Source organism: Flavobacteriales bacterium (assembly GCA_016715895.1).
In the GTDB taxonomy this organism is placed as follows: domain Bacteria; phylum Bacteroidota; class Bacteroidia; order Flavobacteriales_F; family PHOS-HE28; genus PHOS-HE28.
The window spans coordinates 2,246,645-2,263,314 of record JADJXH010000004.1 but is presented as its reverse complement, the minus strand read 5'-3'; the positions used below and the strand labels follow the sequence as shown (position 1 = coordinate 2,263,314).

General features: G+C 67.8%; 17 protein-coding genes, 2 tRNA genes and 1 pseudogene. 12 read left to right on the top strand and 8 right to left on the bottom strand.

What is annotated here, in order from left to right:
- Nucleotides 1–3 precede the first annotated feature (3 nt).
- The gene (locus tag IPM49_18230) at nt 4–747 is read right to left on the bottom strand and encodes a sulfite exporter TauE/SafE family protein (protein MBK9276458.1); all 744 of its coding nucleotides are present in this window, start codon (nt 745–747) and stop codon (nt 4–6) included.
- 51 nt (nt 748–798) lie between these two features.
- Here IPM49_18230 and IPM49_18225 point away from each other — a divergent pair, with 51 nt between their 5' ends.
- Nucleotides 799–2,061, top strand: a complete 1,263-nt coding sequence (locus tag IPM49_18225; GenBank protein ID MBK9276457.1) for a hypothetical protein — start codon at nt 799–801, stop codon at nt 2,059–2,061.
- 99 nt (nt 2,062–2,160) lie between these two features.
- Entirely contained in the window at nt 2,161–2,592 is a 432-nt protein-coding gene (locus IPM49_18220; GenBank protein ID MBK9276456.1) for a phosphoribosyltransferase, read from the top strand.
- On the opposite strand, the gene IPM49_18215 is transcribed toward IPM49_18220, so the two are convergent.
- Nucleotides 2,549–3,103 (bottom strand): shikimate kinase, encoded by a 555-nt coding sequence (locus IPM49_18215; GenBank protein ID MBK9276455.1) that lies wholly within the window; start codon nt 3,101–3,103, stop codon nt 2,549–2,551. The genes IPM49_18220 and IPM49_18215 overlap by 44 nt on opposite strands.
- A 55-nt stretch (nt 3,104–3,158) precedes the next feature.
- Here IPM49_18215 and IPM49_18210 point away from each other — a divergent pair, with 55 nt between their 5' ends.
- Nucleotides 3,159–3,380 (top strand): hypothetical protein, encoded by a 222-nt coding sequence (locus IPM49_18210; GenBank protein ID MBK9276454.1) that lies wholly within the window; start codon nt 3,159–3,161, stop codon nt 3,378–3,380.
- A gap of 277 nt (nt 3,381–3,657) precedes the next feature.
- Here the strand turns inward: IPM49_18210 and IPM49_18205 are convergent, their stop codons facing one another.
- A complete protein-coding gene (locus tag IPM49_18205) occupies nt 3,658–3,933 on the bottom strand; it encodes a hypothetical protein (GenBank protein ID MBK9276453.1) in 276 nt (91 codons plus the stop codon).
- Between the two features lie 191 nt (nt 3,934–4,124).
- Between IPM49_18205 and IPM49_18200 the strand changes: the two genes are divergently transcribed.
- From IPM49_18200 to IPM49_18180, 5 genes are all read left to right on the top strand, one after another.
- Nucleotides 4,125–4,331 carry a hypothetical protein gene (locus IPM49_18200; GenBank protein MBK9276452.1) on the top strand — a complete coding sequence of 69 codons (207 nt, stop codon included), beginning with the start codon at nt 4,125–4,127 and terminating at the stop codon, nt 4,329–4,331.
- Nucleotides 4,332–4,393: 62 nt separating this feature from the next.
- Nucleotides 4,394–4,466, top strand: a tRNA-Lys gene (locus IPM49_18195).
- Between the two features lie 169 nt (nt 4,467–4,635).
- Nucleotides 4,636–4,995: a hypothetical protein gene (locus IPM49_18190; protein MBK9276451.1), complete on the top strand. Its 360-nt coding sequence runs from the start codon at nt 4,636–4,638 to the stop codon at nt 4,993–4,995.
- A gap of 116 nt (nt 4,996–5,111) precedes the next feature.
- Nucleotides 5,112–5,195 (top strand) — tRNA-Leu (locus IPM49_18185).
- Between the two features lie 552 nt (nt 5,196–5,747).
- On the top strand, nt 5,748–6,557 hold the full coding sequence (locus IPM49_18180; protein ID MBK9276450.1) for a CoA transferase: 810 nt from the start codon (nt 5,748–5,750) through the stop codon (nt 6,555–6,557).
- Nucleotides 6,558–6,597: 40 nt separating this feature from the next.
- Here IPM49_18180 and IPM49_18175 read toward each other — a convergent pair whose 3' ends face one another.
- From IPM49_18175 to IPM49_18165, 3 genes and pseudogenes are all read right to left on the bottom strand, one after another.
- A complete protein-coding gene (locus IPM49_18175; protein MBK9276449.1) occupies nt 6,598–7,119 on the bottom strand; it encodes a hypothetical protein in 522 nt (173 codons plus the stop codon).
- Nucleotides 7,119–8,267: pseudogene (gene bshA / locus IPM49_18170) on the bottom strand (N-acetyl-alpha-D-glucosaminyl L-malate synthase BshA). Before bshA ends, IPM49_18175 begins: the two are co-directional and overlap by 1 nt.
- A 69-nt stretch (nt 8,268–8,336) precedes the next feature.
- Nucleotides 8,337–8,858, bottom strand: a complete 522-nt coding sequence (locus tag IPM49_18165; GenBank protein MBK9276448.1) for a hypothetical protein — start codon at nt 8,856–8,858, stop codon at nt 8,337–8,339.
- A gap of 88 nt (nt 8,859–8,946) precedes the next feature.
- Here IPM49_18165 and IPM49_18160 point away from each other — a divergent pair, with 88 nt between their 5' ends.
- Nucleotides 8,947–10,215: an imidazolonepropionase gene (locus IPM49_18160; protein MBK9276447.1), complete on the top strand. Its 1,269-nt coding sequence runs from the start codon at nt 8,947–8,949 to the stop codon at nt 10,213–10,215.
- A complete protein-coding gene (locus IPM49_18155) occupies nt 10,178–10,969 on the top strand; it encodes a CPBP family intramembrane metalloprotease (GenBank protein MBK9276446.1) in 792 nt (263 codons plus the stop codon). The genes IPM49_18160 and IPM49_18155 overlap by 38 nt, the downstream gene beginning before the upstream one ends.
- On the opposite strand, the gene IPM49_18150 is transcribed toward IPM49_18155, so the two are convergent.
- A complete protein-coding gene (locus IPM49_18150; protein MBK9276445.1) occupies nt 10,970–11,395 on the bottom strand; it encodes a hypothetical protein in 426 nt (141 codons plus the stop codon).
- Nucleotides 11,396–11,745: 350 nt separating this feature from the next.
- On the opposite strand from IPM49_18150, the gene ftcD reads away from it, so the two are divergent.
- Both ftcD and IPM49_18140 read left to right on the top strand, forming a co-directional pair.
- Nucleotides 11,746–13,440 carry a glutamate formimidoyltransferase gene (gene ftcD, locus IPM49_18145; GenBank protein MBK9276444.1) on the top strand — a complete coding sequence of 565 codons (1,695 nt, stop codon included), beginning with the start codon at nt 11,746–11,748 and terminating at the stop codon, nt 13,438–13,440.
- Between the two features lie 44 nt (nt 13,441–13,484).
- Nucleotides 13,485–15,851, top strand: a complete 2,367-nt coding sequence (locus IPM49_18140; protein ID MBK9276443.1) for a patatin-like phospholipase family protein — start codon at nt 13,485–13,487, stop codon at nt 15,849–15,851.
- On the opposite strand, the gene IPM49_18135 is transcribed toward IPM49_18140, so the two are convergent.
- Complete coding sequence (locus IPM49_18135; protein ID MBK9276442.1) at nt 15,820–16,665, bottom strand: hypothetical protein; 846 nt, start codon at nt 16,663–16,665, stop codon at nt 15,820–15,822. The genes IPM49_18140 and IPM49_18135 overlap by 32 nt on opposite strands.
- Nucleotides 16,666–16,670: the final 5 nt, after the last annotated feature.

Below are 16,670 nucleotides of genomic sequence, written 5' to 3'. Positions count from 1 at the left end.
GCTTCAGATGGCGGCCAGCAGGAACGGCCATGCCTGACGGCCCAGGAGGTACAGGCCGATCAGCATCACCAACAGCAGCACCCAGGTCCTGAACCGGTCCTGCGGGATGCGGCGCAGCAGCGAACGGCCCGCCCACGAACCCACCACGCTCACCGCCGCCAGCACCGGGAGCCAGGTCCATACCCGTTCGTTCACGTAGCCCTGCTCGATGTAGACCACCGACCTGGTGAGGTCGACCCCGAGATCGATCCAGGCCGATGTGCAGACGAACGCCGATCGCTCCAGACCGAACGCGGCGAGGGTGACCCCGCGGATCGCACCACCCGTGCCCACCAGTCCGGCCACCAGCCCGGAGAGGCCACCGCCGAGCACGGCGTTGCGCATGGTGGGCTCCACCCGGGCGGTGGGGAAGAGCAGGAACACCCCGCTGAGCAGCACCAGCAGCACGCCCAGGAGCAGCGTGAGCATCGACCCATCGGCCACGCCGGTGAGCCGGGCTCCGATGTACACCCCGCCCACCGCGGGCAGCACCATCGGCAGGAACACCCGCCATGAGAAGCCCTGACGGAACAGGATCACTTTGGACACATTGCTGAACACGTGGAACACCGCGGTGAGCCCGAGGGCCTCGGTGAAGGGCAGGAACCATCCCGCGATGGGCATCACCAGCATGCTCGAGCCGAAGCCGCCCACCGTGCCCAGCACTTCGGCCAGCACCAACAGCAGTGCGAACCACAACAGCTCCATGCGGTCAAGGTACCGGACAACGCCGTTGCGACCGAACTTCGTCACCAACACATGCATCGTTCCCGCCTCCTCCCCCTGGCCGGCGCGCTCGCCGTGGCCTCCTTCACCCCCCCGGCCGAGGCGCAGACCACCCGCATCCTCTTCCTGGGCAACAGCTATACCGGGGTGAACACCCTGCCCACGCTGGTGGAACAGGTGGCCGAAAGCCTCGGCGACACGGTGGAGGTGGCCTCGAACATGCCCGGGGGCCACACCTTCGAGCAGCATTCCACGAACCCCACCAGCCTCGCCCTGATCGATGCGCAGCCCTGGGACTTCGTGGTGCTGCAGGAGCAGAGCCAGCGTCCGAGCTTCCCGCTGGCCCAGGTGGAGGTGGAGGTCTTTCCCTTCGCCACGCAACTGGTGAACGCCATCCGCGCGAACGACAGCTGCACCACGCCCGTGTTCTACATGACCTGGGGCCGGCAGGACGGCGACCAGCAGAACTGCGCCAACTGGCCTCCCGTGTGCACCTATGCCGGCATGCAGGCCCTGCTGCGTGAGCGCTACCTGCAGATGGCGACCGACAACGTGGCGGAATGCGCCGCGGCCGGCGCGGCGTGGTCGCACGTCCGCGACCAGCATCCCGGCATCAACCTCTACGCCGCCGATGGCAGCCACCCGTCCATGGCCGGCAGTTACCTGGTGGCCTGTACCATGTACGCCACCTTCTTCCGCCGCAGCCCTGTGGGGGCCTACCACCCTGCCGTTCTGCATCCCGACACCGCCGGACTGTTGCAACTGGCGGTCGAGGCCGTGGTGCTCGACAGCCTCGACACCTGGGACATCGGCGCGATGGACCCGGATGCGGGCTTCACGTACGTTGACCTCGGGGCCGGGTCGGTCCAGTTCGCCAGCACGGAGCCAGCGGCGCTCACCCACCTGTGGTCCTTCGGGGATGGCGGTACCAGTGTGGTGTCCGACCCGGACCATGTGTACGGAGCGTCGGGCACGTACACCGTGTGGCACGTGGTGACCGACGCCTGCGGCCGAACGGACTCCAGCAGCATGGAGCTCTTCGTGGGCGGTGTATCGGTACCGGAAGGAGGCACGTCCACGCCCCGCGCCTGGTGCGATGCGGAGGCCTTTCACCTGGACGCCACGGGTGCAGGGCTGCTACGCCTGATGCATGCCGATGGCCGCCTCGCCGCCGAACGGACGATCGCCGGACCGGGCCTGGTGCGCCTTTCCGTGACGGGGGCCGCTGGGCCGCTCCTGTGGACCTTTCAGGCTGTGGATGGCGGTGGATGGCGGGGCCTGGTGGTGCGCCCCTGACCGGCCGCACCGCTACCTTGCACCCCGCATGGCCGCCACCACCACGATCGTCCTCGATCAGACCAGGTCAGGCGCAAGCTTGAACGCATCGCGCATCAGTTGCACGAGGAACACCATCGCGAGCGCGATGTGGTGCTCGTGGGCATCAGCGGCCGCGGCATCAAGCTGGCCGCACGCCTCGCCCAGCTGCTGGCGGACATCGCACCGTTCACCGTCGACGTCCTCGAACTGACCCTTGACAAGGATGCTCCACACGCGCATCCCATCGGCCTCTCCGCTCCGCCGGAGCGCTTGAAGGGCCGGGCGGTGGTGCTGGTGGACGATGTGCTCATGAGCGGCCGCACCCTGATGCATGCGGCGGCGCACCTCGTGCAGGTGCCCGTGAAGCGCCTTACCACCGTGGTGCTGGTGGACCGGAGGCATCGCACCTTCCCGATCCGGGCGGACATCGTGGGGCTCACCCTCAGCACCACCCTGCAGGAGCACATCAGCGTGGAGCTGGGCCGCCGCGACAAGGTTCAGCTCTCCTGACCAAGGCCCAGGGCGACGACGATCCGGCGCGCGACCTCCTCCACGGCCGCCTCGGCGTCCACGGTGATCGTGGCGTGCGCATGATCGGCCCACGGGCCTCCAGCAGCTCCCGGGTGCGTTGCCGCACGCCGGCCTCGTCAAGGCCCAGGTACAGCGGACGATCGCGCCCCGCGCGCATCACCCGGCGGACCAGTTCATCCTCGCCCACCTGCAGGAGAACGACCGTGGCCGCGTTCAACGCAGCGGTCATGTTGACCGGATCCGCCAGCGTTCCCCCGCCGGCGGCCAGCACGCCGGGTGCGCCGTCCGCAAGCCATGCGTGGAGCAGCTCGCTTTCCAGCTCACGGAACGCCTGCTCCCCCTGGCGGGTGAAGAAGGGCACGATGGGCCCGCCGATGCGCTCCTCGGCCATGCGGTCCAGGTCGGCGAACGGAAGCCCGAGGCGGTCGGCCAGGGCGCGGCCCACCCGGGTCTTCCCCGCGCACATCGGTCCGGTGAGCACGATCCGCACACGGCAAAGGTGCCACCGCCCTCCTGTTCGCCGACGATCCGCACCTTCGCAGCCGATGAAGCTCGTGACCGCCGAAGACCAGCGCACCCTCCGCGACTGGATGCGCCTGCCCTGGCGCATTTACCGGGACGACCCGAACTGGATCCCCCACCTGCGACAGGACATCGAGAAGGTCTTCGACCCGAAGCGCAACAAGCTCTTCAAGGGCGGCGCAGCTGGCGCTGGGTGCTGTATGATGACGCCGGTGCGGCGATCGGCCGCGTGGCCGCCTTCGTGAACCCCAAGACGGCGCGCACCGAGGAGCAGCCCACCGGCGGCATGGGCTTCTTTGAGTGCATCAACGACCGCGCCGCGGCCACGCAGCTTCTGGACGCCGCACGCGACTGGCTGCGGGAGCAGGGCATGCAGGCGATGGACGGCCCCATCAACTTCGGGGAGAAGAACATGTACTGGGGCCTGCTGATCGAGAACTTCACCGACCCGCCCATCTACGGGGTGAACTACAACCCGCCCTACTACCGCGACCTGCTGGAGGGCTATGGCTTCAGGGAGTACTACAAGCAGCTCTTCTTCAAGCGCAGCATGGAGGTGAAGGCGCAGCCGATCTTCCACCGCAAGTACAACCAGCTGAAGAACGATCCGGACTTCACCATCCGGGATGCGCGGGGCCGCAGCGTGGACCAACTGGCCGAGGACTTCCGCACGGTGTACAACGCGGCCTGGGTGGACCATGCAGGCTTCAAGCCCATGGAGAAGGCCCAGGCGCTGAAGATCATCCGGGCGATGAAGCCGGTGATGGACCCGCGGATCCTGATCTGGGTGGACCACAAGAAGAAGCCCGTCGCCTTCTACATCAGCGTGCCCGAGCTCAACGAGATCTTCCGCCACGTGAACGGCGACCTCAACTGGCTCGGCAAGCTGAAGTTCCTGTGGCACAAATGGCGCGGCACGGTGAAGACCATGACCGGCATCGTGTTCGGCGTCGCCCGGGAGTTCCAGGGCAAGGGGGTTGGAGGGGGCCATGATCGTGTTCGCCGAGAAGATCGTGGAGCAGGGGCTGTACCGGGACACCGTGCTCACCTGGATCGGCGACTTCAATCCGCGCATGATCAAGGTGTGCGAGAACCTCGACGCGGTGAACTACCGCACGATGGCCACCTACCGCTACCTGTTCGACCGCAGCCGCCCGTTCGAACGCCACCCGCTCATCGAGAAGAAGGACGGTTGATTTGTCCGGACGCCCTCCCTGTTTACATTTGCACCCTCTTTACCGCCTCCCGGCGGTTGGAAGACTCTGTAGCTCAGTTGGTAGAGCACAACACTTTTAATGTTGGGGTCCTGGGTTCGAGCCCCAGCGGAGTCACTGGAAAGCCCCCTGCGAGGGGCTTTCGTCGTTGAACACCCTTGGTGAACAGGGGGCGGTGGAAGAGGTGGGGAGGCCGGCGGCCCGACATCCCCGTTCTGTCCTATATTCGCCCAGCGCTCTCTCCCTGTCGAACCCATCTCGCACTAACGACCTAAAAACCGACCTCATGCGTTCCACGATCCTCGTCGCCCTTCTGCTCTGTGCCGCTCCGTTCGCCACGCAGGCTCAGGTGTTGCCGATCGGCACCGTCGGCAATCAGAACAACAACAGCTACGTCTACCCCGAGCCGTTCGACAACTCGCTCAACGTCGCGCTGCCCACGCAGCAAACCCCGATGTGCAGGGTGGAGTTCCTGAACAGCATGGGTGACATCGTCATGTCGCAGGTCCTCCCCTGGACGCCGGTGGTGACGATCAACACCTCCACGCTCGCCCAAGGCAGCTACACGTTCCGGTTCTATTCGGAGGTGCAATCCCTGCTCATCAACAAGCAGGTGAAGAAGCGCAGGAACAGCGTCCGTCGATAAGCCGCATCCTGCTGTCAGGTGGTATTGCGGTGATGCACCGACCGATCTCACCAACCTGTTCCTGACCCGATTATCTTTGGCGCCGCTTGGCGGTCCTTGTGACCGTCAAGGCACCTGCCCAGGTGGTGAAATTGGTAGACACGCTACTTTGAGGGGGTAGTGGCCGAAAGGCTGTGCTGGTTCGAGTCCAGTCCTGGGCACTTGATGATGAAGCCCTGCCGCGGAGCGGCGGGGCTTTTTCGTTCGCGCCCGAGCCGAGCTTGCTCGAGCGAGGAAGCGAATGAAATAGCCCCATGGACGCGAAGCGGACACGGGCTTGATCCACTTCACGGCCAAACCTGGTCCGGCCGTCCCCGGCCAGCCCGGTCCTGGGCACTTGATGATAGCCCGGCCGCGGAGCGGCGGGCTTTTTCGTTCGCGCCCGAGCCGAACGCTGTTCACGCGCAGGCGGACCGGTCCGATCACGCATCCTTCCTACACTTGACCGATGAAACCGTTCGAGGACCTGCTGGTGGTGGAAACGGCCGGTGTGCTGGCCGGTCCAAGTGTCGGCCTGTTCTTCGCCGAGCTCGGTGCCCGGGTGGTGAAGGTGGAGAACCAGCGCGCGGGTGGCGATGTCACCCGCCGGTGGAAGCTGCCGATCGAAGACCCCACCGCACCGGTGAGCGCCTACTTCAGCAGCGTGAACTGGGGCAAGGAGCATCAGCTGCTCGACCTTCCAGTCCACCGAAGGGCGTGCCCGCCTGGATGCGTTGCTGCACCAAGCGGACGTGCTGGTGACCAACCACCTGTCCGGCGATGCGGAGAAGCTCGGCCTGTCGCGCGATCGGGTGCGGTCCCTGAACCCGCGGCTCGTGCACGGCCACATTGCCGGTTTCGCCGACCGCAGTGACCGGCCCGCCTTCGATGTGGTGCTGCAGGCCGAGACCGGCTACATCAGCATGACCGGCACGGACCGTGAACACCTGGCGAAGCTGCCCATCGCCTTGGTGGATGTGCTCGCCGCGCACCAGTTGAAGGAGGGCATCCTGCTGGCCCTGATCCAACGCGCCTCCACCGGCCGCGGGGCCTTCGTGGAGGTGTCCCTGGAGGAGGCCGCGCTCAGCGGGCTCATCAACCAGGCCAGCAATCAGCTGATGACGGGCCACGTGGCCGCTCCGATCGGGACGCTGCACCCCAACATCGCACCGTACGGGGAACTGTTCCCCTGCCTGGACGGTGGACGCATCATCCTCGCGGTGGGCAGCGATACCCAGTTCAGCAACCTCTGCGAGGTGCTGGATCGCGGCGCGCTCGCCACCGATCCCCGCTTCCGCACCAACCGCGACCGCGTGGTGCACCGCGCCGCCCTGGCCGAAGCACTGGCGCCCGCGATCGCGCTCCACCGGCGCGACACGCTGCTTGCCGCCCTGCAGGCCGCCCAGGTGCCGGCCGGTGCGGTGCGCGCCCTCGACGAGGTGATGGGCTCCCCCGCCGCGCGCGCCATGACGCTGTCCTCCACCATTGACGGGGTGATGACGCACCGCATCCGCGGCAACGCCTTCCGCATCAGCGAGCTTTAAGCAGAGCGTTCCCGGGTGCGGAACTGCAGCTGCGCGTGCTTCAGGATCGCGAGCAATCGCGCGGCCTCCGCATCGTTGAGGCCCTTGCCGAAGGCCACCTTGCGGCCCAGGGCGGTGAACTGCAGGCGCTCGCCCCCATCACCCAGAAGCTCTCGTTGAGATGCCACTTCCACGACCGTTGGTCGCGGTCCAGCGGCCCCAGGTCGCTGATGTTCTCCATCGCATGATCGGTGGCCTTGCCGTACCCGAGGACGCTGTCCTTGATCGTGAGGACACCATCCTTGATCCGCCAGAGCTCGAAGCCCTTCAGACGCCAGAGCGCCGCGCGGGCCACCCGCACCAGGAAATAGGTCCAGAACGCCAGGAACACGAAGAGGTACTGGCGCAGCTCGCCCTTCGGCTGCCGCAGCGCCTCCCACAGGATCAGCGCGCCGCACAGCAGCCACGCCAGGGTCCAGGCCACCAGAAGCGCCTCGCGGCCGCGGGCCAGGCGCGCGCTGATCCCCACCGTCGTGCGGCCCGGCTCCCGGTTCACGCTCACGCGATCGCTCACCCGCTCCATCACTCCAGCGGCGTTCCGATGACCTCGGTGTACAGCGCTTCGTAGCGCGGGAGGACGGTGCGGACATCGAACAGCCGGGCCTGCTCGAAGGCGCCCTGGCGGAACCGCTCCAGCGTGGCCTCGTCCTTCAGGATGGCGACCGCGTGTTCCGCCATGCGGTCCACATCGCCCACCGGGCTCAGCATGCCGCTGATGCCGTGCCGCACGACCTCGGGTGTGCCACCGGTGTCGGTGCTGACCACGGGTACACGGCACGCCATGGCCTCCAGGGCCGCCAGGCCGAAGCTCTCGCTCTCGCTGGTGAGCACGAAGAGGTCGCAGCTGGCGAGGATGTCCTCGGGGTCGGTCATCTTTCCCAGGAAGAAGGCATCGTGGCACAGGTCGCTGCCGCGGCAGAGCATCTCCACCCGTTGCCGGTCCGGGCCGTCGCCGATCATCAGCAGGCGGCTGGGGATGCGTTCGCGCACCTTGGCGAAGACGCGCATCACGTCCTCCACGCGCTTCACCGGCCTGAAGTTGGAGATGTGGACCAGAAGCTTCTCCCCGTTCGGTGCGTAGCGCGCCCGCAACTTGGATCCGGCGCCGCATATTGGTCGGTGCACACGAAGTTGGGGATCACCCGGATGTCGCGCCCGCCCTGCTCGGGGCCCTTCACCGGGAAGTGGGCGTAGGTGTCGCGCTTCAGGCTTTCGCTCACCGCGGTCACCGCATCGGACCGGTCGATGCTGAAGGTGATCACCCGGCTCGAAGCTCGGGTCGCGGCCCACCAGCGTGATGTCCGTGCCGTGCAGGGTGGTGATGAAGGGAAGCCGGATGCCCTGGGACGCGAGGATCTGCTGCGCCATCCACGCGGCGCTGGCATGTGGGATCGCATAGTGCACGTGCACCAGGTCAAGCCCCTCGTAGCGGGCCACGTCCACGATCTTGCTGGCGAGCACCAGCTCGTACGGCGGATAGTCGAACAGCGGGTAGTCGCTCACACGCACCTCGTGGTAGAACACCTGGCCCTGGTGGTCGCGTAGCCGCACCGGGCGGTCGTAGGTGATGAAGTGCACGATGTGGCCTTTCTGGGCCAGGGCGAGCCCGAGCTCCGTGGCCACCACGCCACTGCCGCCGAAGGTGGGGTAACAGACGATGCCGATGCGCATGCGATCACCGGTGGCGGTTGGACCCACCGGGGTGCAAAGGTGCGGCGAGGGGCGGCTGGTGCCGACGGCTCACTCCTCCGCCTGCGCCATGGCGAGCTTGAAACAGTCGCAGCCCAGCGCTCCATCCACGAAGTGCTTCAGCACGCGCATCTCGTCCGTGGCCTGCCCCCTGCCCGCCCGTGCGAGCAGGAACAGCACCACGGCCCCCACGGCGCACACGGGCAACGCCCAGAAGCCCCAGGCCAGGTGATCCAGCGAGAGCTGCGCGAACCCCAGCGTGGCACCCGTCATCGCCAGCAGGCTGAGCACGATGTGCCCGGCGCTGAACAGCATCCAGATGCCGGGGGACGGACCGATGAGGCAGCGGACCAGGGTGCCACCGGCCTGCACCTCCAGGTTGATGTCCATCTGGGGCGACCACGCGTGCGTCGCCTTGCTCGGGAAGCTCAGCACCAGATGGTCGTCCGCGTTCTTCAACCACAACTGGTGCGGGTTCTCCTCGCGCAGGCGCGCACCGATCCGCCGCACCACCTCCTCCTTGCCGAGCGGTGTGGTGAAGCGGAACCGGGGGCGGAACTCCAGGACGCTCATGTGGGTGAAGATGGACCTCCGCCCCTGGCCCGGGCCTGACCACCGTCAGTCTTCGGCGCGCGCCGCACTTGCCCTTTCTTTGCCGCGCATGGCCCGCCTCCTCATCACGAACGCCAAGGCCCTGGTGGGCGTCCATCCCGTGGGCACCGACCGGGTGGGCGGACAGGCCATGGCCGAACTGCCCGTCATCGAGGAGGGCTGGCTGCTGGCGGAGCATGGCCGCATCATCGCCGTGGGGCGCATGGCCGACCGGCCGGACCTCGCCGACACGGACGACCTGACGGTGATCGATGCCACGGGCCGGCTGGTGCTGCCCGGCTGGTGCGATCCGCACACGCACGTGGTCTTCGCCGCCCCGCGCGAGGAGGAGTTCGTGGACAAGATCCGCGGGCTCAGCTACCAGGACATCGCCGCCCGCGGCGGCGGCATCCTCAACAGCGCGCGCACGCTGCGGACGATGTCCGAGGAGGACCTGTTCGACCGTGCGCGGGCCCGGCTTGTGGACATGATGCGCCAGGGGACCGTGGCCGTGGAGATCAAGAGCGGCTACGGGCTGAGCGCCGAGAGCGAGCTGAAGATGCTTCGCGTGGTGAAGCGACTGAAGGAGCATCTTCCGTTGCGCATCAAGGCCACGCTGCTGGCGGCCCATGCCCTGCCGCCGGAGTTCGCCCACGACCGGAAGGGTTACGTGGACCTGATCACCAGGGAGCTCATCCCGCAGGTGGCGCAGGAAGGGCTGGCCGATTTCGTGGACGTGTTCTGCGAGACGAACTACTTCACCGTCGACGAGCTGGAGCGCATCCTGGAGGCCGGAGCGCGCCATGGGCTGCCGGGCAAGGTGCACGTGAACCAGTTCACCAGCCTGGGCGGCATCGCGGCCGCCGTGCGGCACGGCGCGCTCAGCGTGGACCATCTGGAGGTGATGGAGCCGGCGGACCTCGACGCCCTCGAGCAGGGGCGCACCATACCCACTCTGCTGCCGTCGTGCTCGTTCTTCCTGCGCATCCCTTACGCCCCGGCGCGGGCCCTGATCGACCGGGGTTGCGCGGTGGCGCTGGCCACCGACCACAACCCCGGCAGCACGCCCAGCGGCAACATGAACCTGGTGCTCTCGCTGGCCTGCATCCAGCTGCGCATGCTGCCCGAAGAGGCCGTGAACGCCGCCACCCTGAACGCCGCCGCCGCCATGGACCTTTCCGGCGAGCTCGGCAGCCTCACCCCGGGCAAGCGGGCCAGCCTGCTGATCGCGCGCCCGGTGCCCTCCCTGGCCTACCTGCCGTACGCCTTCGGCACCGACCACCTCGACACCGTCATCATCGATGGAACGATCATCCGGACCGGAGACGCCCCTGCCTGAGGACCGCCTCGACCCCGAGCTGTCGATGCCGCCGGGCCTGCGCTTCGCACGCGGCATGGGCATCTTCCTCATCGTGTTCACCACCTTCTTCCTGGTGCAGACGGGGGTGTTCATCGCCCATTGCCGCGCGGTGACCCCGGCGCTGCAGGACCTGGCCCTGTCCGACCTCCTGCAGGACCCGGTGCTGGTGGACGCCATGCAGCAGCAGAGCACCAACGGTTCGGCCATCGCCAAAGCCAGCCTGTGGAGCGGCCTCGTCGCCCTGTTGCTGCTGATGGTGCTGGTGCGCCAGTGGGTGGGCCCGCACCTGCGTCGGTTCCTGGGGCTGCGCATGCCCACCTGGCGCGCCGCGCTCACCTGGACCGGGGTCTTCATCCTCGTGGCGGCCGCCCAGGAGGTGCTGAGCCGGCTGTTCCCGGCGTTCACCACGGACTTCATGGCCCAGGTGGTGCGCACCGCGGACGATCCGCTGATGCTGGTGCTGGGCATCGGGGTGCTGCCTGCCCTCTTCGAGGAAGCCCTGGTGCGCGGGCTGCTCTACGGTTCGCTGCGGCAGATCAGCGACGAGCACGTGGCCGTGGCCTTGAGCGCGGGCACCTTCACCCTGATGCACATGCAGTACCCCGCGCCGATCCTGCTGCTCGTGCTGATGCTCGGCGTGGTGCTGGGCTACGCCCGATCGCGCACCGGTTCCATCTGGGTGCCCGTGGGCCTGCACATGCTGAACAACCTGGTGAGCCTGGCGATCGCCTGATCACCACCGCACGTGCACGAACAGGGCGGGGAACCCGACGCTGAAGCGCCACGGATCCGCCCACGGCTCCACCTCGGGAGCCGTGCCCGTGATGGAACTGGCGACGAGGAAGCGCCAGCGCAGGCCCAGGGGCACGCGGGCCTCCAGTTCGATGCGCCGGCCCACTTTGTAGCTCATGCCCAGCGCCGCCTCCAGGCCCAGGTTCCCCCAGGCATCGCGCCGCTCGCCGTCCAGTGCGCTCACATACCCCGGGATCTCCTCCAGAATGCAGTTCGTGCAGGGGATCGTGTCCGGTGTCAGCCCCGTCGCCGTCCGCACGGCCTCCTGCTGCTCCAGGCCGAGGACCAGCGAGATCCCGGCGGAAGGCGCGAAGACCCGGTCGCGGTGTTGGACCACGGCCCCCACGCACCGCGTGCGACCGCTCAAGGGCCACGATGCGCTCCTGCTCGAAGGTGAGGCTGTCCACCACCACCAGCACGTCCCGGTCCTCCTCCCAGCGATCGCTCACGAACCCGTAGCCCACGCGCCAGGCCACATCACCCCAGGTCCACCGCTGCAGGGCCAGGTCCACCTGCTGGAACGGCAGCGGATCGTTGGCGGCGAGCACGGAACGCACGGGGCCCACCAGGTCCACGGATGCCGACCACCGTGGCTCCGCAGGCAGCGTCGTCTCCTGGGCCCAGGCGGAGGAGGCCACCAGTACAGCGGCCCAGGAAGCGCGCTTCATGGCGGGCAAGGTAGCGGCCCGCTAGCTTTGCGGCCCCATCACCTACGCCATGCAGCGCCCCATCATCGAATGCGTTCCCAACATCAGTGAAGGCCGTGACCGCGCCAAGATCGACGCCATCGTGGCCGCGGCCGCCGGTGTGGAAGGTGTGCGCGTGCTAGACGTGGACCCCGGCAAGGCCACCAACCGCACGGTGATCACCTTCGTGGGCGAGCCGGAACCCGTGTGCGAGGCGGCCTTCCGGCTGGTGAAGAAGGCGCAGGAGCTGATCGACATGCGCACGCACACCGGCGAGCACCCCCGCTTCGGCGCCACGGACGTGTGCCCGCTGGTGCCCATCAGCGGCATCACGTTGGATGAGCTGGTGCCTTACGCGCAGAAGCTCGGCGAGCGCATCGGCCGGGAACTGGCGATCCCCGTGTACCTGTACGAGCGCGCGGCCAGCGAGGAGAAGCGCTGCAACCTGGCGAACAACCGCGCGGGCGAATACGAGGGGTTGAAGAAGAAGCTCGTGGACCCCGCCTGGAAACCCGACTTCGGTCCGGCGGCCTTCACCGAGAGCGTGGCCCGCAGCGGCGCCATCGCCGTGGGCGCCCGCAAGCTGCTGGTGGCCTACAACATCAACCTCAACACCACCAGCACCCGCCGCGCCAACGCCATCGCCTTCGACATCCGCGAAGCGGGAAGGGTGAAGCGCGAGGGCGACCCGCTCACCGGCAAGCCCGTGCTCGATGCCGATGGGAACCCGGTGACCATCCCCGGCAAGCTGAAATGCGTGAAGGGCATCGGCTGGTTCATCGAGGAGTACGGCATCGCCCAGCTCTCGCTCAACCTCACGGACATCGACGTGACGCCGATGCACATCGCCTTCGACGAGGCCTGCACGAGCGCACAGGAGCGCGGCATCCGCGTCACCGGCAGCGAGCTCGTGGGCCTGGTGCCCAAGCAGGCACTGCTGGATGCCGCCGACTTCTTCCTGAAGCGGCAGGAGCGCAGCCTCGGCATCAGCGAGCGCGAGAAGATCAAGCTGGCCGTGAAGAGCCTGGGGCTCGACGACCTCGCGCCCTTCGACCCGGAGAAGCGCGTGATCGAACACCTTCTGGCCGATGCCAAGGATGAGCGCCTGGCGCGCATGGACCTGAAGCGCTTCAGCGAGGAGACCGCGGCGGAGAGCCCTGCGCCCGGCGGCGGCAGCGTGGCCGCGTACTGTGGTGCGCTGGGCGCCGCGCTGGGCACCATGGTGGCCAACCTCAGCGCGCACAAGCGCGGCTGGGACGAGCGTTGGGAGGAGTTCAGCGCGTGGGCGGTGAAGGGCGAAGGGTACCGGCAGGAACTGATCCGCCTGGTGGACGACGACACCAAGGCGTACGACCGCATCCTGGCCGCCATGGGCCTGCCCAAGGACACGACGGAGCAGGCGGCCGCGCGCAAGGACGCCATCCGCGAGGCCACCAAGGGCGCGATCATGGTGCCGCTGCGCACCCTGGAGGTGTGCGTGGAGAGCATGGCCGTGATGAAGGCCATGGCGGAGATGGGGCTGAAGGCCAGCGTGAGCGATGCCGGCGTGGGCGCCATGTGCGCGCGCACCGGGGCGCTGGGCGGCTACCTCAACGTGCGCATCAACTGCGCCGGGCTGGACGACGAGGCGTGGAAGAAGGACGTGCTCGCCAAGGCGGACGCGCTGAAGGCGAAGGCCGAAGCCCTGGAGGCCGAGGTGATGGCCCTGGTCCTCGACAAGGTGTAGACCGCTGACAACACACTGGGCCTCATGGACGTATAATCCATGAGATGGTCCATCTTTACCGGGTGGCGCAACGGAACACGCGGCACTGGCTGCGCAGGGTGGTCTATTTCTTCCCCCTGCAGCTGCTGGTGCTCCATCTGAAGAAGAACCATCTGCTGCTCTTCTTCTGGCTGGTGCTGTGGGCATACATCACCGGCAACCTGGGCCAGAAGTACGGCATCCCCTACCTCTTCCTCTATCCGGAGTACATGGGGGCCGTGAACCCCTGGGGATTCCTGCTCAACGGCTTCGCCCTGGGCGGCTTCATCACCGCCTTCAACCTGTACAGCTACACGATGCACGCGTACCGGTTCCCGTTCATCGCCACGCTGAGCCGGCCCTTCCTGAAGTTCAACATCAACAACGCGGTGATCCCGGTGGCCTTCACCCTCACCTACCTGTGGTGCTCGGCCCGGCTTCAGCTCACCAAGGAACTGGTGCCTCCCGCGGATGTGGCCCTGCACCTGCTGGCCTTCCTCACCGGCCTCTTCCTCTTCCAGCTCATCTCCCTGGCCTACTTCACCCGCACCAATACGGACATCGTGAAGATGACCGGCCTGCGTCCCGAGGAATACCGCCCCGAAGAGCACCCCGCCGATCCCCCCGGGCCGATGCCGCCGATCCCCCCGATGCGCACCGAGCAACGCCGTGCCACGCGCTGGCTGCGTCGCGAGCAACGCACCCGCAAATGGCATGTGGAGACCTACCTCGTGCCCCCCTTGCGCATCGCCCTGGCGCGCAGCAGCCGGCACTACGACAAGGACCTGCTGCGCAGCGTGCTCTGGCAGAACCACATCAACGGGTCCATCTTCGAGGTCATCGTCATCATCAGCTTCGTGGCGCTGGGCGCGTTCGCCGGGGTGCGCTTCTTCGAGATCCCCACGGGGGCCAGCGCCTTCCTGCTCTTCACCATGCTGCTGATGGTGCTCAGCGCCCTGTACAGCTGGTTCAAGGGATGGACCCTCACGGTGGTGGCCGGCGCCGTGGTGGTGATCAACCTCATCAGCCTGCGGACCGAAGCCTTCCTGTATGACAGCCAGGCGCACGGACTGGACTACCTGGCCCCTCCGGCGCCCTACGGCCGTGACGAACTGGCGCGGCTGGCCTATGACACGGAGGCCGTGGAGCGCGACCGCGCCACCATGGAGGGCATCCTGGACCGCTGGCATGCGAAGAACCGCGCACTGACCGGGGACAGCCTGCCCCCCCTGGTGATCGTGAGCACCAGCGGGGGCGGATTGCGCAGCATGCTGTGGACCTACCTGTGCATGCGCGAGATCGACAGCCTGCTCGACGGCACCCTGATGATCCGCACGGCCCTGATCACGGGCTCATCCGGTGGCGCCATCGGAGCGGCGTACTACCGCCAGGTGGCGCGGAACGCCGAGGAGGGCGGGCCTTCGGTACGCGACCCGGGCCACGTGGACAACATGTCCACGGACATCCTGAACCCGGTGGCCTTCACCCTGGTGACGAACGACATGTTCATCCGGTACCAGCGGGTGAGCGATGGGACCCGGTTGTACACCCGCGACCGCGGATTCGTGTTCGAACAGCGCCTCAACGAGAACACCGGCGGGGTTCTGGACGTGCGGCTGGACCAGATGGCAGAGGACGAACGCGAGGCCCGCATGCCGCTCTTCATGGTGGCCCCCACCTGCATCAACGACGGCCGACGGCTGCTCATCAGCGCGCAACCCGCAGCGCACCTCACCTCCAACGCCCCCTCCCCCACGCTGCAGTACCGACCCGAGCCCGAGGCCGTGGAGTTCCGCCGCCTCTTCGCCGCACAGAGCGCCGGCGACCTGAAGCTCACCAGCGCGCTCCGCATGAGCGCCACCTTCCCGTACATCACCCCGGTGGTGACCCTGCCGAGCGATCCGCCGCTGCGGGTGATGGACGCGGGCATCCGCGACAACTACGGGTTCCGCACCTTGGGCAGCTTCCTGCGCGAACACCGATCCTGGATCGCCCGGCACACCCGTGGCGTGGTGATCGTGCAGATGCGCGACAAACAGAAGGAGCTCGAGGTGCGCGAGGTGAGCGCCTCCCTGCTCGGGCGCCTGCTCGACCCCGCGCGCAATGTGTACGGCAACTTCGTGCGTGTGCAGGACCAGGACTACGACCAGCTGATGCAGGAACTGAGCACCTGGTCAGCCGTTCCCGTGCGTGTGGTCGACCTTCAGCTGCGGCACGACGAGCGCGAGGAGATCAGCCTGAGCTGGCACCTGACGGCCGTGGAGAAGATGCAGGTGCAGCGCGCCTTGCAGAGCGGCGAGAACCAGGCGGGGTTCACCAGCATCCTGCAGGCCCTCCAGCTGCCCGCGAACGCGATGGAGCTCACCGAGGTCCCCCCGCCCGGACGTAGGTGATCAATCCGGGAAGTGGATCGGCCACGGCCCGCTCCAGGATCAGGCCGTGCGCCTGCAGCGCGGCCGCCAGCTCCCGCTGAAAACCCGCCGCCACCGAACCCACCGCATGTAGCTCCCCGGGGCCAAGCGCACGCGCGACCTCGGCCGCCAAGGCCCGGAAGCGATCGGACAACAGGTCCTGCACGTACGGTTCATCCCGCACGGCGGACAACCGCTTCACCTGTGCCGCGATGAAGGCCGCAGCGCCCGGGCGGAGGTACACCCGATCGATCACCTCCGCGAGCACCGGCCCGTCGCCGAACACGGCCGCCTGCACGACCGCGGGCATGCGGCCGCGCAAGGCATCGCGGAGCAGCGCCCTGCCGATGTCGGCACCGCTGCCCTCGTCCCCCAGGATGTAGCCGAGCGACGGGATGCCGGAGACGAGCCGTTCGCCATCGTATCGTGCGGCGTTCATGCCCGTGCCGACGATGAGCACCAAGCCCGGCGAGGAGCCCCAGACCGAGCGCGCCGCACCGAGCAGATCACCCTCCACCTTCACCACGGCCGCTGGGAGCGCGGTCCTCAGCCCGGTCGCGAACCGCTCCGCACGCTCCCGCGTGCCGCATCCGGCCGCGTGCACCAGCACCCGCTCCACAGGTCCCACCTCCGCCACGGCGGCGCGCAACCGCTGCACCAGCGCCGTGGGGTCGCCCGCGGCGGCATTGTACCCGGGCCATGGATCACCGGCATGCAGCATCACGGGATCGCCGTCGCCAAGCAACGCCCAGCGCGAGGACGTGCCGCCCACGTCGCCGATCAACAGAACGCCCATGGCGG